General features: G+C 70.9%; 27 protein-coding genes and 1 pseudogene. 5 read left to right on the forward strand and 23 right to left on the reverse strand.

From position 1 onward, the window contains the following. Nucleotides 1-88: 88 nt before the first annotated feature. Complete coding sequence (gene acs / locus ACZ7L7_RS25195; protein WP_453605346.1) at nt 89-2,044, reverse strand: acetate--CoA ligase; 1,956 nt, start codon at nt 2,042-2,044, stop codon at nt 89-91. A gap of 228 nt (nt 2,045-2,272) precedes the next feature. Continuing rightward, on the reverse strand, nt 2,273-4,723 hold the full coding sequence (locus ACZ7L7_RS25200; protein ID WP_472077237.1) for a SulP family inorganic anion transporter: 2,451 nt from the start codon (nt 4,721-4,723) through the stop codon (nt 2,273-2,275). A gap of 341 nt (nt 4,724-5,064) precedes the next feature. Between ACZ7L7_RS25200 and ACZ7L7_RS25205 the strand changes: the two genes are divergently transcribed. Further along, nucleotides 5,065-6,339, forward strand: a complete 1,275-nt coding sequence (locus tag ACZ7L7_RS25205; protein WP_285514249.1) for a polysaccharide deacetylase family protein — start codon at nt 5,065-5,067, stop codon at nt 6,337-6,339. A 19-nt stretch (nt 6,340-6,358) separates the two neighbouring features. On the opposite strand, the gene ACZ7L7_RS25210 is transcribed toward ACZ7L7_RS25205, so the two are convergent. After that, a complete protein-coding gene (locus tag ACZ7L7_RS25210) occupies nt 6,359-7,339 on the reverse strand; it encodes an ATP-binding protein (RefSeq protein WP_471431097.1) in 981 nt (326 codons plus the stop codon). A gap of 100 nt (nt 7,340-7,439) precedes the next feature. Here ACZ7L7_RS25210 and ACZ7L7_RS25215 point away from each other — a divergent pair, with 100 nt between their 5' ends. Next, on the forward strand, nt 7,440-8,264 hold the full coding sequence (locus ACZ7L7_RS25215; RefSeq protein ID WP_285514247.1) for a Fic family protein: 825 nt from the start codon (nt 7,440-7,442) through the stop codon (nt 8,262-8,264). A 392-nt stretch (nt 8,265-8,656) separates the two neighbouring features. On the opposite strand, the gene ACZ7L7_RS25220 is transcribed toward ACZ7L7_RS25215, so the two are convergent. After that, nucleotides 8,657-9,490, reverse strand: coding sequence for an HAD family hydrolase (locus tag ACZ7L7_RS25220; protein WP_471431100.1), 834 nt, complete (start codon nt 9,488-9,490; stop codon nt 8,657-8,659). A gap of 580 nt (nt 9,491-10,070) precedes the next feature. On the opposite strand from ACZ7L7_RS25220, the gene ssd reads away from it, so the two are divergent. Both ssd and ACZ7L7_RS25230 read left to right on the forward strand, forming a co-directional pair. Beyond that, on the forward strand, nt 10,071-11,162 hold the full coding sequence (gene ssd, locus ACZ7L7_RS25225; RefSeq protein ID WP_472077240.1) for a septum site-determining protein Ssd: 1,092 nt from the start codon (nt 10,071-10,073) through the stop codon (nt 11,160-11,162). After that, a pseudogene (locus tag ACZ7L7_RS25230) lies at nt 11,159-11,770 on the forward strand (ATPase, T2SS/T4P/T4SS family); the annotation flags it as partial. The gene ssd and the pseudogene ACZ7L7_RS25230, both read left to right, overlap by 4 nt. A 223-nt stretch (nt 11,771-11,993) precedes the next feature. Here ACZ7L7_RS25230 and ACZ7L7_RS25235 read toward each other — a convergent pair. Both ACZ7L7_RS25235 and ACZ7L7_RS25240 read right to left on the reverse strand, forming a co-directional pair. Then, a complete protein-coding gene (locus ACZ7L7_RS25235; protein ID WP_472077242.1) occupies nt 11,994-12,380 on the reverse strand; it encodes a hypothetical protein in 387 nt (128 codons plus the stop codon). After that, nucleotides 12,377-12,715 carry a hypothetical protein gene (locus ACZ7L7_RS25240; protein WP_472077244.1) on the reverse strand — a complete coding sequence of 113 codons (339 nt, stop codon included), beginning with the start codon at nt 12,713-12,715 and terminating at the stop codon, nt 12,377-12,379. Before ACZ7L7_RS25240 ends, ACZ7L7_RS25235 begins: the two co-directional genes overlap by 4 nt. Nucleotides 12,716-12,857: 142 nt before the next feature. Here ACZ7L7_RS25240 and ACZ7L7_RS25245 point away from each other — a divergent pair, with 142 nt between their 5' ends. Next, nucleotides 12,858-13,613 (forward strand): GntR family transcriptional regulator, encoded by a 756-nt coding sequence (locus ACZ7L7_RS25245; protein WP_472077246.1) that lies wholly within the window; start codon nt 12,858-12,860, stop codon nt 13,611-13,613. A gap of 78 nt (nt 13,614-13,691) precedes the next feature. Here ACZ7L7_RS25245 and ACZ7L7_RS25250 read toward each other — a convergent pair whose 3' ends face one another. The 17 genes from ACZ7L7_RS25250 to ACZ7L7_RS25330 form a co-directional block, all read right to left on the reverse strand. After that, a complete protein-coding gene (locus ACZ7L7_RS25250) occupies nt 13,692-14,951 on the reverse strand; it encodes a hypothetical protein (protein WP_472077247.1) in 1,260 nt (419 codons plus the stop codon). A 12-nt stretch (nt 14,952-14,963) separates the two neighbouring features. Next, nucleotides 14,964-15,224 carry a hypothetical protein gene (locus ACZ7L7_RS25255; protein WP_472077249.1) on the reverse strand — a complete coding sequence of 87 codons (261 nt, stop codon included), beginning with the start codon at nt 15,222-15,224 and terminating at the stop codon, nt 14,964-14,966. Then, nucleotides 15,221-15,406 carry a hypothetical protein gene (locus ACZ7L7_RS25260; RefSeq protein ID WP_472077250.1) on the reverse strand — a complete coding sequence of 62 codons (186 nt, stop codon included), beginning with the start codon at nt 15,404-15,406 and terminating at the stop codon, nt 15,221-15,223. Before ACZ7L7_RS25260 ends, ACZ7L7_RS25255 begins: the two co-directional genes overlap by 4 nt. Nucleotide 15,407: 1 nt before the next feature. Then, nucleotides 15,408-16,124 (reverse strand): peptidoglycan recognition protein family protein, encoded by a 717-nt coding sequence (locus ACZ7L7_RS25265; RefSeq protein ID WP_472077252.1) that lies wholly within the window; start codon nt 16,122-16,124, stop codon nt 15,408-15,410. A gap of 64 nt (nt 16,125-16,188) precedes the next feature. After that, the gene (locus ACZ7L7_RS25270; protein ID WP_472077254.1) at nt 16,189-16,692 is read right to left on the reverse strand and encodes a hypothetical protein; all 504 of its coding nucleotides are present in this window, start codon (nt 16,690-16,692) and stop codon (nt 16,189-16,191) included. Nucleotides 16,693-16,703: 11 nt separating this feature from the next. Next, nucleotides 16,704-17,981 carry an alkaline phosphatase D family protein gene (locus ACZ7L7_RS25275; RefSeq protein WP_472077255.1) on the reverse strand — a complete coding sequence of 426 codons (1,278 nt, stop codon included), beginning with the start codon at nt 17,979-17,981 and terminating at the stop codon, nt 16,704-16,706. A gap of 11 nt (nt 17,982-17,992) precedes the next feature. Next, complete coding sequence (locus ACZ7L7_RS25280) at nt 17,993-20,623, reverse strand: hypothetical protein (RefSeq protein ID WP_472077257.1); 2,631 nt, start codon at nt 20,621-20,623, stop codon at nt 17,993-17,995. Between the two features lie 147 nt (nt 20,624-20,770). Further along, complete coding sequence (locus ACZ7L7_RS25285; RefSeq protein ID WP_472077259.1) at nt 20,771-22,660, reverse strand: phage tail tape measure protein; 1,890 nt, start codon at nt 22,658-22,660, stop codon at nt 20,771-20,773. Continuing rightward, on the reverse strand, nt 22,644-22,967 hold the full coding sequence (locus ACZ7L7_RS25290) for a phage tail assembly protein T (RefSeq protein ID WP_472077261.1): 324 nt from the start codon (nt 22,965-22,967) through the stop codon (nt 22,644-22,646). Before ACZ7L7_RS25290 ends, ACZ7L7_RS25285 begins: the two co-directional genes overlap by 17 nt. 50 nt (nt 22,968-23,017) lie before the next feature. Beyond that, nucleotides 23,018-23,428, reverse strand: a complete 411-nt coding sequence (locus ACZ7L7_RS25295; protein ID WP_472077263.1) for a hypothetical protein — start codon at nt 23,426-23,428, stop codon at nt 23,018-23,020. Nucleotides 23,429-23,442: 14 nt separating this feature from the next. Then, on the reverse strand, nt 23,443-23,877 hold the full coding sequence (locus ACZ7L7_RS25300; RefSeq protein WP_472077265.1) for a phage tail tube protein: 435 nt from the start codon (nt 23,875-23,877) through the stop codon (nt 23,443-23,445). 28 nt (nt 23,878-23,905) lie between these two features. Then, a complete protein-coding gene (locus ACZ7L7_RS25305) occupies nt 23,906-24,325 on the reverse strand; it encodes a DUF3168 domain-containing protein (protein ID WP_472077410.1) in 420 nt (139 codons plus the stop codon). Between the two features lie 2 nt (nt 24,326-24,327). Beyond that, a complete protein-coding gene (locus ACZ7L7_RS25310) occupies nt 24,328-24,705 on the reverse strand; it encodes an HK97-gp10 family putative phage morphogenesis protein (protein WP_472077267.1) in 378 nt (125 codons plus the stop codon). Between the two features lie 3 nt (nt 24,706-24,708). After that, a complete protein-coding gene (locus ACZ7L7_RS25315; RefSeq protein WP_472077269.1) occupies nt 24,709-24,882 on the reverse strand; it encodes a hypothetical protein in 174 nt (57 codons plus the stop codon). Continuing rightward, on the reverse strand, nt 24,882-25,220 hold the full coding sequence (locus ACZ7L7_RS25320) for a hypothetical protein (RefSeq protein ID WP_472077271.1): 339 nt from the start codon (nt 25,218-25,220) through the stop codon (nt 24,882-24,884). Before ACZ7L7_RS25320 ends, ACZ7L7_RS25315 begins: the two co-directional genes overlap by 1 nt. Further along, a complete protein-coding gene (locus ACZ7L7_RS25325; protein ID WP_472077273.1) occupies nt 25,213-25,578 on the reverse strand; it encodes a phage head completion protein in 366 nt (121 codons plus the stop codon). The genes ACZ7L7_RS25320 and ACZ7L7_RS25325 overlap by 8 nt, the downstream gene beginning before the upstream one ends. Next, nucleotides 25,575-26,171: a head-tail connector protein gene (locus tag ACZ7L7_RS25330; RefSeq protein WP_472077275.1), complete on the reverse strand. Its 597-nt coding sequence runs from the start codon at nt 26,169-26,171 to the stop codon at nt 25,575-25,577. Before ACZ7L7_RS25330 ends, ACZ7L7_RS25325 begins: the two co-directional genes overlap by 4 nt. Nucleotides 26,172-26,188: the final 17 nt, after the last annotated feature.

The following is a 26,188-nucleotide window of genomic DNA, read 5'->3' on the forward strand; positions in this document are numbered from 1 at the left end:
GGCCGACGGATCCCCTTGAGGACAGCCAGTCGGCGTCGGTCAGTCCATGAGTCAGACCCACCCGGAGAAGCCACCAACATCCTCACTGTCAGTCCTCGCTCGGCGCGGCCGGCAGCTTGGCCTGGATGAGGTCCATCACCGTGGAGTCGGTCAGCGTGGTGACGTCACCCAGCTCACGGTTCTCGGCGATGTCCCGCAGCAGACGGCGCATGATCTTGCCGGAGCGGGTCTTGGGCAGCTCCGCGACCGGCAGGATCCGCTTGGGCTTGGCGATCGGGCCGAGGGTGGCGCCCACGTGGTTGCGCAGCTCCGCCACCAGGTCCTCGGTCTCCGCGGCGGTGCCCCGCAGGATCACGAAGGCGACGATCGCCTGACCGGTGGTCTCGTCCGTGGCGCCGACCACGGCCGCCTCGGCGACCGAGGGGTGCGAGACCAGCGCCGACTCGACCTCGGTGGTGGAGATGTTGTGGCCGGAGACGAGCATGACGTCGTCGACGCGGCCGAGCAGCCAGACATCGCCGTCGTCGTCCTTCTTGGCGCCGTCACCGGCGAAGTACTTGCCCTCGAAACGCGACCAGTAGGTGTCGAGGAACCGCTGGTCGTCGCCCCAGATGGTGCGCAGCATCGACGGCCACGGCTCGGTCAGCACCAGGTAGCCGCCACCGCCGTTGGGCACCTCGTTGGCCTCGTCGTCGACGACGGTCGCGGAGATACCGGGCAGCGGGGTCTGCGCGGAACCGGGCTTGGTGTGGGTGACACCGGGCAGCGGCGAGATCATCATCGCGCCGGTCTCGGTCTGCCACCAGGTGTCCACGATCGGGGTCCGGTCGGCGCCGATGTGCTTGCGGTACCAGATCCACGCCTCGGGGTTGATCGGCTCGCCCACCGAGCCCAGGATGCGCAGGCTGGACAGGTCGAACTTGGCGGGGATGTCGTCGCCCCACTTCATGAACGTACGGATCGCGGTGGGCGCCGTGTACAGGATCGTCACCCCGTACTTCTGGATGATCTCCCAGAACCGGCCCTGGTGCGGGGTGTCCGGGGTGCCCTCGTACATGACCTGGGTGGCGCCGTTGGCGAGCGGGCCGTAGACGATGTACGAGTGCCCGGTGACCCAGCCGACGTCGGCGGTGCACCAGTAGACGTCGGTCTCCGGCTTGAGGTCGAAGACGGCGTGGTGGGTGTAGGCCGCCTGGGTGAGGTAACCGCCGGAGGTGTGCAGGATGCCCTTCGGCTTACCCGTGGTGCCGGAGGTGTAGAGGATGAACAGCGGCTGCTCGGCCCCGAACGCCTCCGGGGTGTGCTCGGCGCTCTGCCGTTCGACCAGGTCGTGCCACCACACGTCCCGGCTGTCGTCCCAGGCGACCTCCTGACCGGTGCGGCGGACCACGAGGACGTGCTCGACGTTGTCCACCTTGGCGATGGCCTCGTCGACGGCCGGCTTGAGCGCGGACGGCTTGCCGCGCCGGTAGCCGCCGTCGGAGGTGATGACCACCTTGGCGTCGGCGTCCTGGATACGGGTGGCGAGCGCGTCGGCGGAGAAGCCGCCGAAGACGACGGAGTGGGCGGCGCCGATCCGGGCGCAGGCGAGCATGGCCACGGCCGTCTCGGGGATCATCGGCATGTAGACGGCGACCCGGTCGCCCTTGCGGACACCCAGTTCCAGCAGTGCGTTCGCCGCCTTGGAGACCTCGTCCTTGAGCTCGGCGTAGGTGATCGCGCGGCTGTCGCCGGGCTCCCCCTCGAAGTGGATGGCGACCCGGTCGCCGAGCCCGGCCTCCACATGGCGGTCCACGCAGTTGTACGCGACGTTGAGCTCGCCGTCCTTGAACCACTTGGCGAACGGCGGGTTCGACCAGTCCAGCGTCTCGGTCGGCTCCTTGGCCCAGGTCAGCCGACGGGCCTGCTCGGCCCAGAAGCCGAGCCGGTCAGCCTTGGCCTGTTCGTACGCCTCAGCCGTGACGTTGGCGTTGGCGGCCAGGTCAGCGGGCGGCGCGAAGCGTCGCTCCTCTTTCAAGAGGTTGGCCAGGCTTTCGTTGCTCACGACATCTCCCTTTCCCAGGGTGTCCGTTGTGTCCCAGGCCACAGCTCATCAGACCCGGGGGCCCGATGACAAGGGCCGACGGGAAATTGGTTTAGACCTATCTGTGGACCTGTCCACGGCCCTGTCACGGCTGTTGTCCGGTAGGCGGCGTCACACCTACCCACGGACGCTGACCAGGGAGAGTTCAGGGCCTGTGTCGCCTTTCACACCTATGGTCCAGGGCCGCCCTCAGGCGGGCAGCTCCGCCGCGCGCACATGGTCGAAGAGCTGGTCCTCGCCGTGGCCGGTGAGCAGGTACGCCTGAGCCTCACCCACATGGAAGTACATCCCGTGCAGCTCCAGCGCCCCGTCCCGCAGTGCCCGCGCCACCGACTCGTGCGCGCGCAGGTGCTCCAGCTGCTGGACCACATTGGTCAGGCAGAGCTGTTCCGCGGCGTCGGCGGGCGCCCGCCCGGCGAGCCTCGGGCACGGTCTGCTCCCGTCGGCCATGCGCTCCAGGCTCGGCATGCCGTGCCGCAGCCACCGCCCGAGCGGGGTCCGCGCCCGGCCCGGCTCGGAGCTGAGCAGCGCCTGCATCGCCCCGCATCCGGAGTGCCCGCACACCGTGATGGACCGGACCTTCAGCACGTCCACCGCGTACTCGATCGCGGCGGCCACCGAGTCGTCCCCGCTCTCCTCGCCGGACCGGGAGGTCGCCCCGCCGGGCAGCGGAGGCGGGACCAGGTTGCCCACATTGCGCACCACGAACAGATCACCGGGACCACTGGAGGTGATCATCGAGGTGACCAGTCGCGAGTCGGCGCAGGTGAGGAAGAGCTGGGAGGGCCGCTGTCCCTCCCGCGCCAGCCGGGCCAGCTCACCGCGCACCAGCGGCGCGGTGTTGCGCTGGAACGCGCTGATGCCACGCGCCAGTTCATGCCCGCTCGGCCCGTGGGTGTGCCGAGCCGTGCCCGTCGGCACGCCGTTTCCGGAACCGGCGCGGCCGGGGCCGTCCGGTCGGGCGTCCGGTGAGGGCTTCTCGCACTGGTGGTTGCGCCAGGGCGTCCAGGGGCGGCACCGGCAGCCGGCCTGCGCGCCCGCCGGTGCGGCGGCCCCGGATGCCGTCGTCGCGGTGTCGGGGACCTGGGGCTCGGAGATCCGCAGCCCCGCCCGGCGGCCGTTCAGCTCGACCGAACCGCCCCGCGCGGTATGGGTGTTCTGCCAGTCCTGGAGCGTCTCGTACGCCGCGTGGTCCATGAAGGAGCCGTCCAACTCCACGACGGTGCGGGCCCCTCGGGGCACGAGGTGCAGGGTCCGGCTGAGCCGGGGTACGGCGAGGAACGTCAACTGGCCTCGGACATGGACGTAATGGACTCCTTCCTTCTCGTCGTGGGTGATACGGGTGCGGGCGAGGCGGTGCAGGGAGACGGTGACGGCGACGGCGATCCCCAGCGTCACGCCCTCCAGGACGCCGAGGAAGACCACGCCGGCGGTGGTGACGGCGTAGACGAGCACCTCGCGGTGGCGGGTCACCGTGCGGATGTGGTGCAGGGACACCATGCGGATACCGACGGCCATCACCAGGGCGGCGAGCGAGGCGAGCGGGATGAGCTCCAGGATCGGGACCATCAGCAGCGCGGCGACTACTACCAGAACGCCATGCAGCATCGTGGAGTTCCGGCTGACGGCACCGGCGTTCACATTCGCCGAACTGCGCACCGCGACCCCGGCCACCGGCAGTCCGCCGAGGCCTCCGGAGACGATGTTGGCGGCGCCCTGGGCGAGCAGTTCGCGGTCCAGGTCGGAGCGGCCGACGCTCTCGGGCAGGCCGGGGCGGGCGGCGGCCAGCTTGTCCACGGCGACCGCGCCGAGCAGCGACTGCACGCTGCACACCAGGGTGGTGGTCAGCACGGCCGCCAGGATGCCGAGCACCGGTCCTTCGGGGAGCCCGGCCAGGGCATGGCTGCGCCAGGACGGCAGGTCGACCTTGGGCAGTTCCAGCGCGGCGAGCGAGGCGGCGGCGGTGGCCCCGGCGACGGCGATCAGGGCGGCGGGCACCTGGCGCAGCAGGCGTCCGGCGCGGCCGGGCAGGCGCGGCCAGAGCAGCAGCAGGGCGAGGGTGAGGCCGCTGACCGAGACGGCGGCCGGGTGCAGGTCGGCGAGCTGGGTGGGCAGGGCGCGCAGATTGTCGGGGACGGAGCTCTGCGGGGTGCCGCCGAGGACGATGTGCAGCTGGGCGACGGCGATGGTGACGCCGATGCCCGCGAGCATGCCGTGCACGATGGCGGGGCTGACGGCGAGCGCGGTGCGCGCCACCCGCAGGCAGCCGAGGCCCAGTTGGGCGGCGCCGGCCAGGACGGTGATGGCGCAGGTGGTGCGCCAGCCGTAGCGCTGGATGAGGTCGGCGGTGACCACGGTGAGACCGGCGGCGGGGCCGCTGACCTGGAGCGGGGCCCCGCCGAGCCGGCCGGCGACGAGCCCTCCGACCGCCGCGGCGACGAGCCCGGCCTGGAGCGGGGCGCCGGTGGCGAGGGCGATGCCGAGGGAGAGCGGCAGGGCGATCAGGAAGACCGCGACCGAGGCGGAGACATCGGCGCCGTCGAGGCGGAAGCGGCGGGGACGGGTGGGGGGCGGGCTGTGCGAGGGGTGGGGGTGCTCGGCCAGGGGGTCGGTGGTGCGGGTGGGGACGCAGGCGGACATGGTTCCCGTCTCCTCCGGGGCGGCGCGGTCGCGGATCTGGGGCCCCCGTCGCGGTGCGGGGGGTCGGGTCGGCGGCCGTGGGTCACGGCATGCAGCGGCGGGATGAATTCAACGCTCAGTAAACGGATCGTAATGCAGAGTAAAGGGCGAGCATAGTGTTTCCGGGCAAATGGGCGAATACCTCACCTGAATGAGTGAAGTGGCCGTTTCGTCGGCTTGTCCTACTAATTCCTTTTCGGGTCCGTGCGATCTTGGCGGCGCTGTCGTCGCTTTTCCGGCAGAACGCCAGAAAACGCCCCCGTCGGCGTTGGCCCCGAGAGAAGGAAGTAGGTGGGCGGAACATGGCCGCCACCCAGAAGATCGCCGCGGGCGCCGTGGTCGCCGCGGTTTGTGTCGCGTCCCTTGCCGGCTGCACGAGCGGCAGTGAGGGCACCAAGAGCGGAGTCCCGGGTCCGCCGAAGGAGAAGCCGGCCCAGGCGGCGCCCAAGAGCCCGGTCCGGCTGATCGGCGACGGGTCCACCGCGTACACCGGGGCCCAGCCGCACCTGCCGCGACCGGAGCGCCTGAAGCAGGGTCAGAAACCGCCGCAGTTCGTGGTGTTCTCCTGGGACGGCGCGGGCGAGGACGGCCAACGCCTGTTCTCCCACTTCCGCAAGGTCGCCAAAGCCAACAACGCGACCATGACGTACTTTCTGAGCGGCGTGTACATGCTTCCCGAGGACAAGCGGGACCTGTACCGCCCGCCGCAGCACTCGCCGGGCCGCTCCGACATCGGCTTCAACGACGCGGAGGGCATCGCCGACACCGTCGAGCAGCTGCGCGGCGCCTGGCTGGAGGGCAACGAGATCGGCACCCACTTCAACGGCCACTTCTGCGGCAAGGGCGGCGGGGTCGGCGAGTGGTCCGTGGAGGAGTGGAAGGACGAGATCGCCCAGGCGAAGCAGTTCGTGAAGTCCTGGAAGACCAACACCGGGATGAGCAAGGCCTCGCCGCTGCCCTTCGACTACGACAAGGAGCTCATCGGCGCCCGCACGCCCTGCCTGGAGGGCCGCGCCAACTTCATGCAGGCCGCCCGGGAGTTGGGCTTCCGCTACGACACCAGCGGCGTCAACAACCAGGTCTGGCCCAAGAAGAAGGAAGGCCTGTGGGACCTGTCGATGCAGCTGGTGCCCTTCCCCGGCCGCACCTTCGAGCAGCTGACCATGGACTACAACTTCATGGTCAACCAGTCCGGCACCACCAGCCAGGGCGACCCGGACAAGTACGAGTTCTGGGGCGACCAGATGCGTGACGGCCTCCTGATGGGCTTCCAGCGCGCCTACGACGGCAACCGCGCGCCGCTGATCATCGGCAACCACTTCGAGTCCTGGAACGGCGGCACCTACATGCGCGCCGTCGAGGAGGTCATCGAGGCCGTCTGCACCAAGCCCGAGGTGCGCTGTGTCTCCTTCCGCCAGCTCGCGGACTGGCTGGACGCCCAGGACCCGCAGGTGCTGGAGAAGCTGGCCACGCTGGGCGTCGGCGAGGCCCCGAAGGAGGGCTGGGCCGCCTTCCTGTCGGACCGCCCGGCCCCGGCCCCCAAGGGTGTGCCCGGGGCCCCGGCGGCCCGGCAGTAGCGGCGGCGTCCGCGTCCGCTCAGGCGGGAGCGGCGACGCTCTCGTCGAGTACGAACGAGGGGTCGACCTGCGCGGCCAGGCCGGCCCCCGTCCGCTCGTTCCCCCACGCCTGGGCGTTCTTCAGATGGAAGTGCACCATCTGGCGGGTGTAGCGCTCCCAGTCGCGGTGCGCGTAGGTGGCGTCCACGGCCTCCCGCATCCGGTGCAGGGCGCGGTGGTTGGCCTCCTCCAGCAGCGCGAACCGGGGCGGGCGGCCCTTCTCCATGGCGCGCACCCAGTCCGAGTGCCCCACCGTGACGAGCAGGTCGTCCCCCACTTCCGCGCGCAGGAAGTCGAGGTCCTCCTCGCCGTGCACCTTGTTGCCGACGACCTTCAGCCCGACGCCGAAGTCCCGGGCGTACTCCTTGTACTGGCGATAGACGGAGACCCCCTTCCGGGTCGGCTCGGCGACGAGGAACGTCATGTCGAAGCGGGTGAACATGCCGGAGGCGAAGGAGTCCGAGCCCGCCGTCATGTCGACCACGACGTACTCGTCGGGGCCGTCGACGAGGTGGTTCAGGCACAGCTCCACCGCTCCGGTCTTGGAGTGGTAGCAGGCGACCCCCAGGTCGGCGTCGGTGAAGGGGCCGGTGACCATCAAACGGACGGCACCGCCGTCGAGTTCCACCGGCCGCGCGCAGGCGTCGTAGACCGGGTTCGGCTCGCACACCCGGAGCAGCCGGGAGCCCTCGCCGGGCGGGGTCGTCTTGATCATGGTCTCGGCGGAGGTGATCCGCGGGTTGGAGCCGCGCAGATAGTTCTTGATCAGCGTCAGCCGGTCACCCATCGCGGGCAGCGCGGCCGCCTCGGACTCCTCCAGGCCGAGCGCGGCCCCGAGGTGCTGGTTGATGTCGGCGTCGATGGCGACCACCGGCGCGCCGGCCGCCGCCAGATGCCGGATGAACAGGGAGGACAGGGTCGTCTTGCCGCTGCCGCCCTTCCCGACGAAAGCAATTTTCATGTTCAGTAAGCGTAGTGACGCGGGCCGCGCGGAGGCGGCTGGACGTGAAGATGGCCACTCGATCGTGGGGTGGGGGCCCGAGGTGCGTAATGTCGTACTCATGAGTACGACAGGCGCGACCGCCGATCCGTTCGCGGCCCTGGGCGCGCTGCCCGGTGTGCCCGAGTCCGTGGAGTCCGTGCGCAAGGCCGTGGACCGGGTCTACGGACACCGGATCATGCGCCGCCGCAGCAACGAGATCACCTCCGAGGCGGCGCTGCGCGGCGCCCGCGGCTCGGCGGCGCTGGCCGGCGCCGACTGGGCGCTGGAGGAGGTCCGCCGGCGCACCGACTTCAGCGGTGACGACGAGGCGCGCGTGATGGGCGCCGCTCTGCGGCTGACCGCCGAGGCGGGGCAACTGCTGTCCATCTGGCGGCAGTCGCCGCTGCGCGTGCTGGCCCGGCTGCACCTGGTGGCCGCGGCGACCAACGGCCCCGAGGTGGGGCGCCCGCGCCAGGCGGGTGAGGCGGTCGACGAGCCGCTCGTCGAGCTGCCGCTGCCGAGCGCCGCCGAGGTCAACGGCCGGCTGGAGGGCCTGTCCGAGCTGATCATCGCGGGCGGCTCCGCCCCGGCGCTGGTGACGGCCGCCGTGGTGCACGGCGAGCTGCTGGCGCTGCGGCCCTTCGCCTCCCACAACGGCCTGGTCGCGCGCGCGGCCGAGCGGATCGTGCTGGTGGGCAGCGGCCTCGACCCGAAATCCGTGTGCCCGTCGGAGGTCGGTTACGCCGAACTCGGCGGCGAGGCCTATCTGACGGCCCTCGACGGCTATGTCTCCGGCACTCCGGAGGGGATGGCGGCCTGGATCGCGCACTGCGGCAGGGCGGTCGAGCTGGGGGCGCGCGAGTCCACGGCGGTGTGCGAGGCGCTGCAGCGCGGAGCGGCGTAGGCGGGGACCCCCGACCCAGGAAAGACCCCCCGAACAGGGTTGCGGCGGTACGAGAATTCGTACCGCCGCTGGCATGTCCACCGGGTTACCAAGCGTCCTCGATATGTTGCCCATCAGGTCGGGGACTTTGCCCGTCACCTGGTGTGGCTGGCCCGTAATCGACGGGTCGACGTCGCGTGGGTGCCCGATGTTCATGCTCGGTCCGTGGGGCCAATTGCGTTTTAAAGGTGATCCTCTCGGATGTCCTTTGGTCTCGCGGGCCGTTGACTCCTTTCTACTCCAGCTCCGGAGCAAGCGGAAGCCCTGACTGCGGTTCTTTACTTTTGGGTTCAAATGCGAGCCAAACGGGCACCGGTGAGGCGCGCCAGCCCCGCCGACGGCGTCGGCGCAGGTCAGGCCAGGGCCGCACGGCGCCGGCTGGCGTACCAGACGAGGCCCGCGGTGGCCGCCGCGGCTCCTATGGCGGCGGCCACGACGAGGGCCGGTCGGGTGGAAACCGAGAACGCGGGCAGCCGCTGCTTGAGCCGGACCGGACGGTGGAAATCGAGAATCGGCCACCCGCGCGCGAGGGCCTCGCGGCGCAGGGCCCGGTCCGGATTCACGGCGTGCGGATGGCCGACGGACTGGAGCATCGGAAGGTCGGTCGCCGAGTCGCTGTAGGCGAAGCAGCGCGCGAGGTCGTACCCCTCGGACGCGGCCAGCTCCTTGATGGCCTCGGCCTTCGTCGGACCGTACGCGTAGTACTCCACCTCTCCGGTGAAGCAGCCGTCCTCGCCCACGACCATCCGGGTGGCCACCACCCGGTCGGCGCCCAGCAGTTCGCCGATCGGCTCGACCACCTCGGCGCCCGAGGTGGACACGATCACCACGTCGCGGCCGGCGGTGTGGTGCTCCTCGATGAGGGAGGCGGCCTCGTCGTAGATGATCGGGTCGATCAGGTCGTGCAGGGTCTCGGCGACGATCTCCTTGACCTGCTGGACGTTCCAGCCGCGGACGAGCGCCGAGAGATACTCCCGAGTGCGCTCCATCTGGTCATGGTCCATACCCCCGACGCGGAAGACGAACTGGGCGTATGCGGTCCGCAAGGCGGCCCTGCGGTTGATCAGACCGCCTTGGTAGAAGGACTTGCTGAACGTGAGCGTGCTCGACTTCGCAATGACCGTCTTGTCCAGGTCAAAGAAGGCCGCTGTGCGGGGCAAGGAGTGGTTTTCCACGACCCCGAGCATATGCGCAGCCCATTCGGCGTAAGGTGGGGCGTGTGGGTTTGCCTGAGAGGGCTCTCGGGTACACCATGGAAGTCACGGATCGTTCGCGACCGTGCTAACCCGGTCCGACTCCTCCCCCCCCCGAGTCGGCCGTGGGGACGACCCCCGCTCTCCCCCCCGGCGGGGGTCGTCGCATGTCCGAACGGCTTTTCTCCCTTTTCCTCCGGCCTTGAGGCCAGAACGAGGCGGCTCCGGCCGCCTCTTCGCCATGCCCATGATCCCTCACTGTGTGTAGCTGTCGCGCTGCTCTGCGGATGTCGCACGGGGGTTGGTACAACGCTCACCGGTTTGGGTGACGGCGATATTCACATTCGCTGGGCCGTCCACAGTTTTTGACCAAGATCCACACGATTTCCGGCATCGCTGCACCGTGATTCCGACGCGCCCCGCCGGAGCCGACTTCACGACCGGTTCCGGATAGTCGGGCGAGTTTGGCCGGTTCGTATCGGCCGCTCATATGGAGACCGGTTGCCCGTTCTTCACACGTTTGGGAATCGCGAGGCCTCAGGGGCACCGCGAGAGATGCAGCAAGGGGGAGATCGTGGCCTCAACCGTCACACAGGAACCATCGCCCGCCGCTTCCGGCCGGCCGGGCGCACCGCTGATCGTCACCGAGGACGCCGTCCTGCTGGACGACCTGCTGCGCCTGTGCGCGGCGGCCGGGGCGACACCCGAGGTCCAGCACGGCATCCCGGAACCCCGCGGCAGCTGGGAGGCGGCACCGCTCGTTCTCGTCGGCGACGACGCGGCACGCCGGGTGCGCGGCGCCGCCCGCAGGCGCGGGGTGGTGCTGGTCGGCCGGGATCCGGACGACTCCGGCGTCTGGCGCCGGGCCGTCGAGATCGGCGCCGACCACGTCCTGGTGCTCCCCGACGGCGAACAGTGGCTGGTCGACCGCATCGCCGACGTGGCCGAGGGAGTCGGCAGACCCGCCCTCACCGTCGGCGTCATCGGCGGACGGGGCGGCGCGGGGGCGTCCACGCTCGCGTGCGCCCTCGCCGTCACCTCCGCGCGGGAGGGACTGCGCACCCTGCTCGTGGACGCCGATCCGCTGGGCGGCGGACTCGACGTGGTCCTCGGCGGGGAGACGGCCGAGGGACTGCGCTGGCCGGCGTTCGCCGCCTCGCGCGGGCGGGTCGGCGGCGGCGCCCTGGAGGAGTCACTGCCCCGGCTGCACGACCTCAGGGTGCTCAGCTGGGACCGCGGCGACTGCGTCGCCGTACCGCCCCAGGCCGTACGGGCCGTCCTGGCCGCAGCCCGGCGGCGCGGCGGCACGGTCGTCGTCGATCTGCCGCGCCGGATCGACGACGGCGTCGCCGAGGTGCTCGCACAGCTCGACCTGTGCCTCCTCGTGGTCCCGGCCGAACTGCGCGCCGTCGCGGCGGCCGCACGCGTGGCCTCCGCCGTCTCCATGGTCCTCGGCGACCTGCGCCTCGCGGTGCGCGGACCGTACGCGTCCGGCCTCGACGGCGGCGAAGTGTCCCGCCTCCTCGGCCTGCCCCTCGCGGGCGAGGTCCCGAACGAACCCGCCCTGCGCCGCCGCGACGCCCCGCCGGGAGCGGCAGGCCGCGGACCGCTGGCGCGGTTCTGCCGGGACTTCTGGGAGCGGACGCTGGTGGAGGTGGGGACATGAACACCGTGGTGGGCGAGCCGACGCCCGCTCTGCTCGACGGGGTACGGCGCAGGCTCGCCGAGAGCGGGGCCGAGCCGACGCCCGCGCGCGTGGCACAGGCGCTGCGCGAGCAGGGACGGGTGCTCGGCGACGCCGAAGTGCTGGGCGCCGCCGAGCGGTTGCGCTCCGAACTGGTCGGCAGCGGGCCGCTGGAACCCCTGCTCGCCGATCCCTCGGTGACCGATGTGCTGGTCTCCGCCCCCGACCGGGTGTGGGTCGACCGCGGCGGCGGACTCGAGCTGACCGGCGTCCGGTTCCCCGACGCGGCGGCCGTACGACGCCTCGCGCAAAGGCTCGCCGCGGTGGCGGGGCGGCGCCTGGACGACGCACGGCCCTGGGCCGACGCCCGCCTGCCCGACGGCACCCGCCTGCACGCGGTCCTGCCGCCGGTGGCGGTCGGCTGCACCTGCCTGTCGCTGCGGGTCGTACGGCCGCGGGCGTTCACGCTCGACGAACTCGTGGCCGCCGGCACCGTGCCGCCGGGCGGCGACCGGGTGCTGCGGGCGCTGATCGAGGCGCGGCTGTCCTTCCTCATCAGCGGCGGCACCGGAAGCGGCAACCCAAATCTTCGGTTGCGACACCCCTCAATGGATCATGAACGGCAGCTCCCGAGGATCCCCTCATTTGAGCCTCTGACCTGCGGCTTTGTTGCCGGATTCCACAGGGTGTGGACGACCCTTCGAATCGAAGGTGAGGGCATGGAGCGGCCCCGGTCGGCGTCGGGGGGCACCTGACCGGGGCCGCGGGGAGGCCCGCCCCCAGGATCAGCGAGGGGGTGAGGGCGGGCGTGGTTCAGCGGCGGCGCGTCACCTGACGGGTCTCGGTCGGCACCGGCGCGCATGGCTTCGCGTGCCGGTACAGGACCGTTCCGGCGCCGGACGGGGACATCTTGTCGATCGTGGTGTAGGCCTCGCCGTCCTTGATGGACCGGTCACAGGCCAAGCAGATCTTGATCACGTCGTGCCCTTTCGTGGCTGAGTCGTCGGGGTCCGCCGTCCAGGCCGGACAGTTCGGGCTGCACTCGAACACCTCCACGTCCAGGACATGCGCGCCGACGCGGCCGCGGGCGATACCCGCGCTGCGGACGCCCGCCCACAGCGGGGCGCCGCACCGACAGCACGCCCACCCGTCGTACTGCGCGCGCGTCAGCTCGGCCGCGGGCGGCAGCTCGGGCCTCACGACCGGGCCCCTAACTGCGCCCACACGCCGCACTCGTCGGTGGTGAGCCCGGCGAGCATGGTCAGACCGGCGATGATGCGCCAGCCGGGCCCGTGGCTGCTGCCCACCGGCAGCGGGTCCGGGCCGCGCGCGGTGATCCGGATACGGGCTCCGGCGGTGGAGAGCGTCACCTCGACGACCGGGGCGCCGGCGCCGAGGACGGCGAGGTACAGCTCGTGCGCGATCAGCGGGGCGTCGGGGTGCAGGACGCGGCCTGCGGTCCAGAGTCGGACGTGGCGCGCCTCGATGGGCTCCCCCTTGAAGGCCTTCTGCCACGTTTGGCCCGACTCAGGCATGGCTGTCCCCCGGATTCACGGTTTCCGGATACGGATAGTGTTTATCCGTATCCAGATTGTCGGGGTGATTGGCGCTGGTCAAGCGGGACGGGACAGTATGTGTATCCGGATTGACATGACCGCTCGATGTGGGGGGCGCTCGGTGGCACAGCCTGAGTACCTGCGGATCGCCGCCGACCTGCGGCGCCGCATCAACAGCGGCGAGTACGCGCCAGGCAGCCGGATCCCCACGATTCCCGAGCTGTGCACCGAGTACGACGTCTCCGAGGCCCCCGTCCGCCAGGCGCTGCGCCTGCTCGCCGCAGAAGGGCTCACCGAGAGCCGGGCCCGCGCGGGCACCCGGGTCCGGCAGCGTCCGCCCGTCCACCGCATGGCCGCCGACCGCTACCGCTCCACCCCCGGCGCCAAGACCACGCCGTACACGCGGGATCAGGGCATCGGCTGGTCCGAGTACCGCTTGGACAAGAGGTTCGAGCGCGTCCAGGCCGACACGGAACTGGCGGCCCTGTTCGAGTGCGAGGTGGGCGAGGAGCTGCTGGCCCGGCACTTCGTGTTCTACGACAACGACCAGCCCACCCAGATGAGCACCTCTTACGTGCGCTGGTCCGACGTGGCTGGCACTCCGGTTGCCGACCCCATCCACGAGCCGTGGCCGGGCGGCACGAGGGCGCAGATGGCGTCCCTCGGCATCCGCGTCACGAGGATCACGGAGTCGTTCACGGCGGGCATGCCCACCGAGGTGGAGGCGGCGACGCTCCGGATCGGCTCCGGCGTGCCCGTCCTGCGGTACTCGCGGCGGCACATCGCCGACACCGGCCGCGTCGTCGAGGTCGCGCACCCGATTGTCCGACGCGGCGACACCACGGTCGTGGATTTCCGCATCGACCTCGACGACTGACGAGCCCTCACACAGCCCCTGGACGCGCGAAAGCGGCCCCGCCCTCCCGGAGGAGAGCGGGGCCGCTTTCGTTGCGTGTCAGGTCCAGGTGCCGGGCGTTCCGGCCTCGGTGCACAGGTGCCAGGCGCCGGCGGAGTCGAGGACGATGTCCCCGGCCTCCCACGTGCCCGCTGCCGGTGCGCCCGAGCTGTTCTTGAATCCGGCTAGGCGCAGGGCTGTGAGCCCGTTCTTCCCGCCGAGGGAGGCGACCCCGGTGGTCGGGTCGAGGGTGTGCACGGCCGCCCCGTACAGGGCGGCGACCGATTCGAACCGTCCGGCCCACTGGGTGTTGTGGGCGTCGGCGGACAGGCGGGCGTAGGAGCGCTGGTCGCCGTTGAATCCGGTCCCGGACCAGTTGGAGATGATCAGGTCGGTTCCGGTGGCCTCCAGGTCGAGGGCGCTGCCGTCGACGCGGAAACGGTAGCCCTTCACGAAGTCGGTGACGGTGAGATTGCCTTCGGCGACCTGCGCGTCCCCGGCCACATTCAGTGCGGACAGGAACGCGGTGCCTTGCTCGATCGCCGCGACCCGGGTGAGGCAGTCCTGCACGAACCCGTCCAGGGTGGTCACGTCGCCGCTCAGCGCGGTGACCACCAAGATTGTCGCGAACTTGCCGTCGGCCCACGCCCGGTCGCCGTGCGGGTCGGTGGCGCCCGCGTGCGCGGCAACGGCCGTGTCTGCGGTGCCGGACGGTTCGGCGCCGATGCTGGCCGGGGTGACCGGGTCATCCCCATCGCTGGCGTGGGAGTCGGCGTGCGCGGTGGGTGTGCGGGCGTCCGACAGCCGTCCGTCGTCCCCGGCTACGACGGTGCCCGCCGTGGTGCCCACGTCGAGGACGGCCGCGCCGCCCAGCCCCAAGTTCGTGCGGGCCGCGGACGCGCTGGGCAGGTCGTCGAGGTTCTCGGCCTTGGCGAGGAACTGGTCGACGGGGGCGAGCGTCGCATACTCCCCGGCCACCGGGTCGGGAACGAGGATGTCGGCGAGGACCACGTTCGGGCTCGCCTTGGGCAGGCTGATGTAGCGGATCCAGTTCGGGGCGTTGGAGAACGCGGACGTGACCCGGTACGTCCAGCCGGTCGGCGACATGCCGGTGGCGTCGGTGGCGAGCAGCGTAACCGTGAACTCGCCGTCGACGACCCGGGCCTCGACAGTGCCGCCGAGGACCAGGTCGTCGCCGCCGATCGTCACCAGGTCGGGCCCGGTGAAGACGAGGCGCCCCTGATAGGGGGTGCCGTCGGGGAGCGTCATCGGTTCGCCGGCCGAAACCGTGACTGCGTCCACTCCTTCGGGCAGCGGCATGACGCTCTCCTCTCAGCGGGCGAACAGGGAGACGGCGCCGGTCGCGGCCCCGGCGACACCGGCGAGGACGCCGATGGTGGGCAGGGGCCAGCGGGCGCGTTCGAGGGTGCGGATCCTGAGCTCGTGGTCCTGGACGTCCGAGCGGATGTCCTTGGCCTCGTCGAGGAAGCTGTCCACCTTGGACTCGATGCGGCCGACCGTCTGAGCCAGGTCCCTCACCTCCTGATACATCTGGGCGTTGCTGATGTAGACGCCCGCGTCCGGGCTTGTCACCGCGGCTCCTCGCCGGGCTTGTTGGGCACCGCCCACGTGAAGCCGAGGGCGGCGAGCACAGCGCACAGCGCCGCCCACCCCTCGGCGGCGGTAACGGTGTCGTCGGTGACCGCGACGGACAGGGAGCCCGCGCCCGCGGCGACCGCGGCGACGACGGCCTTCCACATCTTCGAGATCTGCATGTCAGGACTCCTTTTTCTCCAGCGCGGTGACGCGCTTCTCCAGGGCGGTCAGCCGCTCCTCCACAGTGGGCGGCTGAGGCTTCGGCGCCGGCGGCGTCGTGGTGGACGGCGACCACGACGCCGGGTGCTTGAGCCGCTCGGCGACCCGAGCACGGAATTTGCCCATGTTGACCCCGGCCGGGTCCGGTTTCCCGGGCTGCCACTCCTTGTGGGCGATGACGGACTCGGCGTTCCAGCCGTGGGCGCGGCAGAGCGCGGCGGACACCCGGACCATGGCCTCGACCTGGGCGTCCGGCCAGTTCTGGCCGTCGCCCTTGTTGATCGCCTCGAAGCCGTAGAAGCGGGCGTTGCCGTCGGTGTTGGCCTCGTTGTCGGCGGGCAGCTTCTTGTCCTCGCGGATGACGGCGGCGAGCACGTCGTCGTCTCCCGACCCGGCATGGTTGGCGCGGCCGTAGCCGACCAGGTGGACGGTGCCGGAGCGGTCGATGACACCGTGGCACAGCGGGCCGGGCAGGCCGGTGTAGCCGGTGCGGCACAGCTCGACCATGGCGGCCTCGGAGGAGTACGCGCCGGTGTGGTGCTGCATGACACCGTGAACCGGCCCCCACGCCCCCTTGTGGTTGCGGTTGTGCGTGGTCCAGTTGCCGACCTGGACGACGTTGACGCCTTCGGCGCGCAGCGCGGCGAGGAACTTCGACGCTGAAAGGGGTGTGGCCATTCGTGCTCCAGACGTGCGGATGCCCCGCACCAGGGTGGTGGCGGGGCGGGCGTGCAGCGGAGGGTCAGGGTTCGAGGCGCAGGTACCGGGCGTAGGTGGTGGCGGCCAGGGTGGTGGCGTTGGCGTTGCTGGACTGCTGCGCGAACCTCAGGGTGATCTCCCCGCTGCCGGTGACGGAGAGGTCCTCGCGCATGGCGTTGGGGGACTGGCTGGTGAAGTGCGCCACGGAGCGGTCGGTGGTCAGGCCGCTGCGGTGCATCTGCATCGCCGTCGACGTGAGCACGTCGCCAGTGGTGGCCTGGCCGTGGCCCCACACCCACCGGCCGTCCGCGTCGGACACCGAGCCTGCGGAGACGTCCCAGTCCCACGTGATACCGCCGCCGAGGGACGTGTAGTGCATGAACAGCTCGATCACGGTGAGGCCCTCGACGGGGACGATGATCGCGGTGTCCGTGAGGGTGGTGGAGCTGACCACCTGCTGAGCAGCACCCTGCGACACACGGTGCCACTGGATGTTCATCAGGTCGTCGGGGTACAGGATCTGCCCGGCATAGAACGGCAGCGCCATCAGCACTCTCCTTACAGGGCGAGGACGTGGGAGGCGGGGCCCGCAGCGGCCGGGGTGATTCCGCCGGCGGCGGCGTAGGTCCAGCCGAGGGGGCGGGAGCCGCGCCACGCGGTCATCGACAGGGTGAGCTGCTCGCCGGTGTCGTAGACGTCGACGGTGCCGTACTGGCCTCGGCCGGGCCACATGCCGCCGTCGTACTGGGTGGTGTAGGAGCCGGGGGTGGCGTCCAGCGAGGCGCACACCATGTTCGGGAAGCCGCCCAGCAGTTCCCCGCCCGAGCCTGCGCGGCCGGAGTCGATGGCGTTGACGTGCTTGTCGGCGGAGACCATGACCATGCGGTCGAGCCAGCCGTGCCCGTCGAGCATGTCGATGATTGTGGCCTGCTCCGCCTGGAAGCCGCCCCACGCGTCGCTGGAGGGTCCGAGCCAGGGGTTGGGCATGAGCCACACCAGTCCGGCCGCCGTCGACGAGCCGAGCAGGGTGTCGAGCCAGGCGAGTTGGGCGGCGCCGAGGAGAGTGGTGTCGGGCACCCGGTCGGAGCGGGAGTCGGAGGCGACGAACAGCACCCGGCCGATCTGGAAGGAATGGTAGATCGGGTTGTTTCCGGTCCCGGCAGGCAGGGTGTAGGAGGGCACGCGCTCGCGGTAGACGGTGCGGGCGTTGGCCCGGCCCGGGCTGGTGGAGTCGGCGTTGTTGGGGCCGTAGTCGTGGTCGTCCCACACGTACACCCACGGCACCTCGCGGTACAGCTGGTGCTGCCGTGGCTGGGCATAAATGTCGTCCCACATCGTCCGGTACTGCGCGGCCGTCGCCGAGGCGGACAGGCCGTGGTTGCCGGAGCCGAGGTCGTAGTAGCAGATATCCCCGATGTGGCAGAACCTGCGCCACCCCTCGTCCAGGGCCCGCAGCCTGATCGTGTCGTGGATGTGGTGGTTGGACAGGCGGGAGGTCGCCGACCCCGACACCCCGGGGACTTGCGGGGTGAGTCCGGCGTCCCCGCCCACCCCGACCGTGAACGAGGCGGGCTGGCCGAGCGGCGGGTCCGTCAGGAACTGCCCCGTCACCGACGTGTCGAGGGTGCTGTTGTCCTCGACCTGCCAGTAGTAGCGGGTATCCGCCGCCAGGCCGGTTACGTCGACGATCGCCGTCCCGGACGTGGTGACCGCCGTCGACGCACTGAACGCGGGGCTCGTCATCGACGGGCTCGTCGACACCGCGACCCGGACCGGGCCGGTCGTCACCCGCACCGCGAAGCGTGCACTGTTTTCGGTGACGGCGCCGACGCTCATCCACACCATGCTCACGAGCCCACCGCCACCCTCGCGTACTGGACCCGAGTGCCGGCCGGATGCGGTTTGACGACCCCGTTGCGGGAGCGGACCACGGTGAACAGCTGCGGGGACGTGGCCCCGCTGATGGCGGTCACTTCCACGACCTCCCCTCCGAGCCGTACAGCGAACGGGAACATGGACGCGTGGTCCGTGCTGTTGATCCACGGGCGGCGGCCGGTGTCGGTGGCGATCAGCAGCTCGGTGTCCGTCTCGCCGACATCGGCGGCGAGTTCGGAGCCCAGGCTGTGCAGGCGTCCGCGGACCCGGTCGCCGAGCACGAACACCTCCCACGGGGAGGCGGGCACGCACACGAAGGTGATGGGCCAGCCTCGGGCGCTGGCGCCGTCCTTGATCCCCCACACCAGCAGGTCCACGTCGTCGGGCGTGTAGTCCGGCGGCAGGTTCGTGAGGCGGATCTTGTCGCCGATGTCCGTGCGGAGGATCGCATCGGCCAGCTGGTGCACGCGCGGGTTGGCCAGGTTCAGGGTGATCGCCGGGTAGCGCATCTCGTCGACGGTGGCGACGTGGACCCGCCACGCGGCATGGTCGGCGAGGACGTCGTCGGACGACAGGGACAGGTCGACGCTGGTCGTTTTGCGGCCGATGCCGTCCGGCGGGTCCTGCACCGACTGCGGGCCCTCGGTGAGTTCGTAGGTGTACTCGGAGCCGTCGACGCGTTTGGCGGTGAGCACGTTGAACGGGGCGCGGTCGTCGTCGCGGGGCCGGATCGAGTCGAACAAGCCCCCAGAGAAGTCCAGGGTGAGCACGGGCTCCTGGTTCAGCAGTGACGACCCGGACCGGTAGGCCAGTTCGGGGGCGTCCCTGCGCTCGAAGAGGATGCCCATGTCGGTGCGTTCGATCTCCGCGAGCAGCGACAGGAACGCGTCGGCTTTCTGCGCGCCGAGGCGTGGCTGGCGGTTGCCGTCCATGGCCACCGACAGGGGCACGCCCTCCTCGGCGGCCAGGCGCAGCAGCCGGTCGCGGGCGTTCTCGCCGTTCCAGGCGAGGTTGGCGGCGCCGGTGGAGGCGTAGCCGGTCAGGGCGTTGGCGACGGCCAGATGCCCCATGACGGTGCCGCCGAGGTCCCCGACAATCGAGCCGAGGGTGAGGCGGGTGCAGCGGCCCACGGACGTACCCGAAAACGTGGCGCCGCTGCTGGGGTTGGACAGCGGGGTGTCGATGGTCAGGCCCGGCTCGAAGCGGGTCGTGCGGCACGTCATCGTCACGGTGCCGCCGCTCACCGACAGCTCCAGCAGCACCGCCACGGTGCGGCCGTTGACGTCGAAGGCGACGGTGTTGTCGCTGAGGGCGGCGCCGTCGCTGTCGAACGCGGCGAACCGCAGGTTCCCGGAAGGGTCGATCCAGATGTCCACCTGGCTGGCGGTGCCGGTGAAGAACGCCCGCAGCAGGTGCACCGTCGCCGACACCCCGCCCGACGGGGGCGCGCACAGGAAACGGATCGAGCACTCGCCGGTATCGGTGTACGGGGGCAGCGTGAAGTCCAGGCGGCCGACCGCGAACGTGGGCAGCGCCTCGGAGGCCAGCCATTTCGCGGAGTTCGCGGCCATGGACACCGCGCCGCGGACGATTCCGGCGGGGCCGTTGGGCAGGCCGCTCGCCACCCGCAGGGCCGCGGAGGAGTCCTCGCACGGCCAGTACGCGACGATGCTCTCCCGGGTCGGGCTGGACAGCTCCCTGAACAGCGGTGAGCGGAGCTTCTTCGTGCCGGAGGACAGGCGGCGGGTGATCCCCGCGGGGGCGATGGCCAGGGTACGCAGGGACCCGCTCTTGTCCCGCTCGGGCGTCCAGTCCGGGACCTCGCCGTGCATGCGCACATGCCGGTTGCTGAACGTCGTCTGGTTCGCGGTCCACGTCCGACCGGCCGCGTCCTCGAAGCCGGCGGCGCCGACCGCAGCAAGGGCGGTGTCGGCGTCCGCGAGGACGGGGCCGTTGATGCCGTCACGCAGCTGCATCCGGAACAGGCGCCCGGCGATACCGGGGTTGGCGGAGGTGGGGCGGGCGCCGAACGCGACGGCCGTGTCCGGGTTGTTGATGCTGGTCGTGCCCGAGCCCACGACCGGCTCGCCGAGCAGCCGCCAGGCCGACTCGTCCGTGGCCGAGGCGTCGATGCCGGTGTAGAAACGGACCTCGTACCCGCCCGCCCCGTTGTCGACGTCGAGGACAGCCCGCAGGGCCATGCGCTGCCCGTTGTGGGCGGGCAGGCGGCCTGCGGCCGTGACGATCGTCTCCGCCGTTCCGTCGGTGCTCCACAGCAGGATGGGTGCCCCCTGCGTGCTGATCTGCAGGGACCAGCCGCGCTCGTTGACGGTGTGGTCCCACCGGTTGGCGATGTTCACGTTCGTGCCGGTGTGCCACTGCTCGGGCGCGATATCGACCCGCACGTCCAGGTCCCCGGACAGGTCCAGCCCGGCCGACGACGGGGTGGACAGGTGTGAGGCAGACACCCCGCTGGTCTCCGCCCACACCGAGCCGACGCCGTCGTAGCCGTAGCGGATCGGCGTGAACAGGCCGACCTCCCCGTACAGGGGACTGTTGGGGTTGCGGCGGGAGAACATGCTGTTCGTGTTGAACAGTCTCATCGTGCCCGAGCTGGGCCCGGCGGTGTCCCGCTCCCCGCTGCGTCCGCGGTTCACCGTGAACCCGGACTCAACTTCCATACTGAGCGGGTTCCACGTCCCCGCATAGTGCAGGTCGGCCCACACCGGGGGAGGCAGGCTCGGCATGGTTCACCCCTCGTTGAGGTTCAGGACGTTGCCGTCGAAGTCGATGCGGATGCGTTCCTTCAGCCAGTCCAGGAACGGGTCGCTGCCGTCGAGGCGGACCGTCATCACGGCGGGGCCGGCCATCGCCCCGGAGGCGACCGTGCTGCGGGTGTTGAGGAGCCGGTCCAGCGTGGACAGCGGCAGCACGGCCTCGTCCTCGCCGCCCTCACCGATCATCGCCAGGGTGGGCCGGGTGACGACGCCGCCGTCGGCGAGGAAGGGAATGTTCGGCGTGGACAGCGTGAAGCTTGGTACGTCCACGCCCATGAACGAGCCGCCGCCGATGGTGAAGCTGAGCCCGTTCCAGGCGCCGATCACCGAGTTGATCGCGCTGCGGAACGCCGCCGGGATGGCACTGAACAGCCCCGACACGGCGCGCGAGACGCGCCCCGGGAGGCCCTGCAGCCACGCCACCAGCTCCAGCGCTTTCGCGATCGCCCAGTCCTTGGCCTGACCGAACCAGCCGCCGATCTTGCCGGGCAGGGCGGCCAGCCAGCCGACGGCGGCCAGGATGCCGCTGACCGCGGCCTCGATGCCGCCGCGCACGGCCGCCCACACGCCGAGCACGATGTCCCGGAACGTCTCCGACCGCTGCCACAGGGCGATGACCCACACGATCAGCGCCATGATCGCGAGGATCACGATGAAGATCGGGTTGGCCAGCAGCGCGGAGTTCATCGCCCACACGGCGATCGCGGCGATGCTCAGGGCCGCGGCCAGGGCGAGGACGACGGGGATCAGGACTTGCAGCAGCCCGGGGTGCTCGCGGAACAGCTCCGACACGAACGACAGGACGGGCAGCAGGGCCTGACCCAGCGTCGTCGACAGCGTCCGCATGATCGAGTCGAACTGCTGGCCCGGCGACTGCTCCATGTTCTCGGTGACCGTCTTCGCGGCCCCGGCGGCCTCGTCCAGGCCGGTCGCGGCGGCCGCTCCGGACGCGTCGAGGTTGAGCAGGGTGTTGCCGAGGTCCTCGCCCGGGCCGCCGAACAGGGCGGCCTGCAGCGCGGTGCGCTCGGTCTGGTCCTCGACACCCTTGAGCGCGGTCACGACCTTGTCGAACGCCTCAGTGCCGCGGCCCTTGTTGACGAGGTCCTGGATCTCGCCCACGTCCAGCTTCAGCTTTTTCAGCGGCTCGCTGACGGCCTCGGTGTCGGCGAGCTTGAGGGTGAACTCCTTGACCGCGTCGCCGAGCTTGTCGAGCTCGAAGGTGGGGTCCTGTGCGGCCTGCGCGAGCAGCCCGAACATCTCCGGGCCCGTGAACCCCAGCTGGGCGAAGAACTCGGAGTACTCCTTGGAGACCTCGGGGAGTTCCTCGCGCATCGCCGCCGGCACCTTCTGCGCGGTCGCCGCGAGCAGGTCGAGGGCCTCAGCGCCGTCCTTGACCAGCCCGGCCTTGATCAGGTTGCCTGCGGCGGCCGTCGCCGTCCCGACGTCGAACTCGAACGTCTTCGCCAGCGCCAGGGCTTCCTTGGTGAGCTGGGCCATCTCGGCGTCGGACACCGACCCGAACTCCTGCATGGACGACGACACCGCCGACAGGGCTTCGCCGACCTCGCCGACCGACTCGCCGAACCCCGCCGAGAACACATCGCCCGCGATCTCACCCGCCCGGCCGGCCTCCTCGTCGGTGAGGGCAAGCTGGTTCTGCAGCTTGGTCGTCACCTCGGAGATGTCCATGGCGGCCCCGAGCCCGGCGACGAACGCCGCCCCCAGACCCGCGGCCGCCACCCCGCCCGCCACGGAAAGCCCGCTCAGGCGGTTCTCGATGCCCTGCGCGCCCTGGTCGACCTCGGCCTCGGCCTCGGACATGTCGACACCGAGCCGCACCAGCAGCTCATCCAGAACCGCCATGCGCCACCGCCTTCCTGCGCGTGCGCCTGATCCGCTCGGCGCGCTGCTCGTCTGCGCGGTCGAACTGCCGCTGCAGGTCCTTGACGATGGCGAGCATCTCCCGGCCTGTCTGGCGCGGCCGGTCCGCATGCGACCACGTCATCAGGTGGTCGCGCAGCATCGTGGACCGCCCCCGCTTCAGGTGCGGCTTGATCAGGTCCATCCCGAGCCGGGCCAGCACGATGTCCAGGCGGCGCGGGGTGATCGGCCCGTACAGGTTCTGGTAGGCGACCAGATGCACGAACTGTTCGTCGCTGAACCGGGCCATGACCTCGTCCGGCGGCAGCTGGTAGGCGACGGACAGGTCGTACAGGAGCCTCAGCTCTGGTCGCCGCCGGAGTTTCCCTCCGCGTCCTTCACCTTCTGCTCGAAGTCGCGGTCCTCACCGGACAGGTGCCGGCACAGCTTGAAGAGGCCGTCGACGGTGCCGGGCGCCTTCTTCGACAGGATCGCGATGCCCTCGCGCAGGTCGGGGAAGACCAGCAGTTCGGTGCCCGGCTCGTACAGGCACTTGGCGACGATCTCGGCGCGGTTGGACTTGACCGCCATCTCCGCGCCGCCCTTGCCGTCCTGCTGGAAGCGCAGCTTGTTCAGCTTGTTCTGGTACGCCTCCCAGTCCCCGGACGGCAGGCCCCACACGTCGACGGTGACGCCCCACTCGGGGATGTCGACACCCTTCTCGACCTTGATGTCCTGCGCGGCGCGGATGGCGTCCTTGATGCTGCCCATCGTGGTGGGTCTCCTTACGCGCCGGTCGCGGTGAGCACAGGCTTACCGCTGATCTTGAAGGTGACCTCTCGGGCCATCTTGTCGTCGAGGGGGAACTCGTCGCTGATGTCGGAGATCCCGGCGGAGAACTCCCAGGTGTGCTCGTCCGCGTCCCCCGGCAGCAAGACCAGCTGGTAGTCGCGCAGGCCGTCCTCTTCGAAGTCGGCGTCGAGGGCCTGGTGGGTGGTCTCGCCGGGCCGGTAGTTGATGGTGGCGGTGACCTCCCCGCCGTCCTTCATGCCCTTGACGAACTCCCGGTACTTGTCCGGGGAGTCGTGCGCGGACACGTCGATCATGTTGCGGGTCCGGGACGGCCCCGACAGGGACTCCACCGACGCGATCGTCACGAAGCTCCCGGAGCCCGTGCTGTCGCGCTTGAGCTGGGTCCCGGTTGCGTCCTCACCTGCCATGGCGGGTCACTTCCTTTCTGCTGCTGGTTCAGGTGCTGACTTCGGTCAGGACCCGGAAGCTGATGGGTACGTGCCGGATGTCGCCCGGCGGTTCGGGATCGGTGATCGTCTGCTGCGACACGTAGTAGGTGGCCACGTGCCGGTGCCCGGCGACCGTGAGCGGCCGGTGCTCCAGCAGCGCCCGCACCCGGGAGGCGATCGTCAGGGCTTGCGCGTAGCCGCGGTACTTCGACCACACGTGCAGCGTGATCACCAGGTTGGAACCGTGGCTGTCGTGGGTGTTGTCGGGGGTCTCGATGGCCTCACCGATGCGGATGTACGGGTACTCCTGGCCCTCCTCGACCCAGTCGAAAACACCCCGGACCAGACCCATCAGCATGGTGTCGGCCTTGAGCACGGTGAGGACGGCATCCTGCACCGGAAGAACCGCCGAGGAGGAGACGGGCATGCTCACCGGATGTGCCTCCTCACCTCGTCCTTGAGCCGCTCCACGAACTGCGTGCCCGCCCGCTCCAGCGCGGGAATCAGCGTGGGGTTCGCGGGCAGGCGGGTGGTGCCGCGCTCGTGGAACACGGCGTACAGGTCGTCCATGTCGCGCCAGCCGACGGACGTTTGCAGGCCGTCCTTCTCAAAGGTGGCCTTGGCGCTGGTGCGCAGGTTGCTCGTATCGACGCGCACGTTGCGGCGCACGTCGGCGACCATCATCGACGCGGAGTTCTCGACCTCCGCCCGCGCGGCCTGCTCCAGCTGCTCGGGCAGCTCGGCCAGCCGCCGCTGCAGCCGGTCCAGGCCGACGATCTCCACGCGTGCCCGGCGGCGCCTGGCCATGGGTCACCGCCGCCTGCTGAGGAGCAGCCGGATCTCGTGGAGTTCACCGGCCACGGCCAGCAGGCCGAACGCCAGCGCGCGCGGCACGTCGACGTCCGTCTCGCCGAGCCCAAGGCACTCCTCCGCGCGGCGCCGGCACTCCTGCGGCCCTGCCTGCGGCAGGTCCTCGCCGGGCATCAGGAGCCCAGCTCGAACGCGGCGACGGTCAGGTCGGTCACGCCCGAGTAGGTGATCGCCGCCCGGCCGTTCGTGCCGCGGTGGACGCTGGCGAGGGGGATCAGCGCGATGTCCCCGGCCGCGACAGCAACCGCCGTGTCGGCGATGGCCAGCCCGGACACCGAGCCCGGCGTCGCCACGGTCACCGTGATCGACCCGCCCGAGCCGTTGTTGACGTACAGGAAGCGGCCGGGCCCGACCGGAGCGGTGTCCCCGCCCCCGGCCGCGGCGACCGCCACCGCGGCTACATCGGCGACACCGGTCGCGACCGGCACCGCGGTGAGGCTGAGATCAGCCATGTCCTTCTCCTTCTGACTGGATCAGCTCGACAAGAGCCTTGGAGTAGACGGGCGTCGACGGCTGCACCACGGACTGCACCCGGAACACCTGCTGATTGCCGAGAGCGTCGGTGCCGCGCAGCTCGTCGCCGCGCCGCACGTCCGCCCGGGGCAGCAGATAGATGTCGTGGCTGTGCCGGGACTGGGTCTGTGCCGCGACCATCCGCTCGGTCGGGGAGGGCTGGTCGACCTTGGCCCGCACCGAGCCCTTGAGGACCATGCTGCTGGTCTGCCCGCCGTGCCCGTCGTCGGCCGTCTCCAGCCGGTACACCTGCAGCTGGCGGTTGAGGTAGCGGCCGACGCCCGCGCGGCCCCTCACCGCGACCTCACCACCGCGACACCGCCGCCGAAGCGGGCGGCGAGCCGCTCACGCAGATAGTCCGGCAGCTCCATGCTGGTGATCAGCCCCGAACTGCCGTAGGTGACGGAGTAGTCGCCGATCCGCTCGGCACGGATGTCGACGGCCGCCAGCCCGGCGCCCTCGGGGTCGGACCGGTAGTCGGCGAACGCGGTCGCCGCGATACGGCACACCAGGTCCACGATGTCCGACGGCACCACGGCCAGGCCGTGCGTCTGCACGACCTCGACCTCCGACGGGCCGCAGCCCGCCGCCCACCCGCACGCCCGCCACAGCCGGTGGTTACGCAGCCGCCAGTCCGTCACCGTCTCCCCGTCCACCTCGACCGAGGCGACCGACAGGATCGGCGGGCCCGGCAGGGTCAGCCATTCGCCGGCCCCGCCCTCCAGGCTGACGGTCGAGGTGGCCTGAGAGATCGGCACCCCGGCCGCCTCCCGGACCGCGGTGGACGCCACGTCGAGGTAGGTCGTGGCGACGGTGGTTTCCGTTCCGGCCTCGACCGTCAGGCCGCGGTTGGCGAGGTCGGCGAGGGTCGCCAGGGGATCCAGCGCCATGGCCATCCCCCTTTCCT

It is taken from the genome of Streptomyces sp. NPDC110618, from assembly GCF_055657065.1.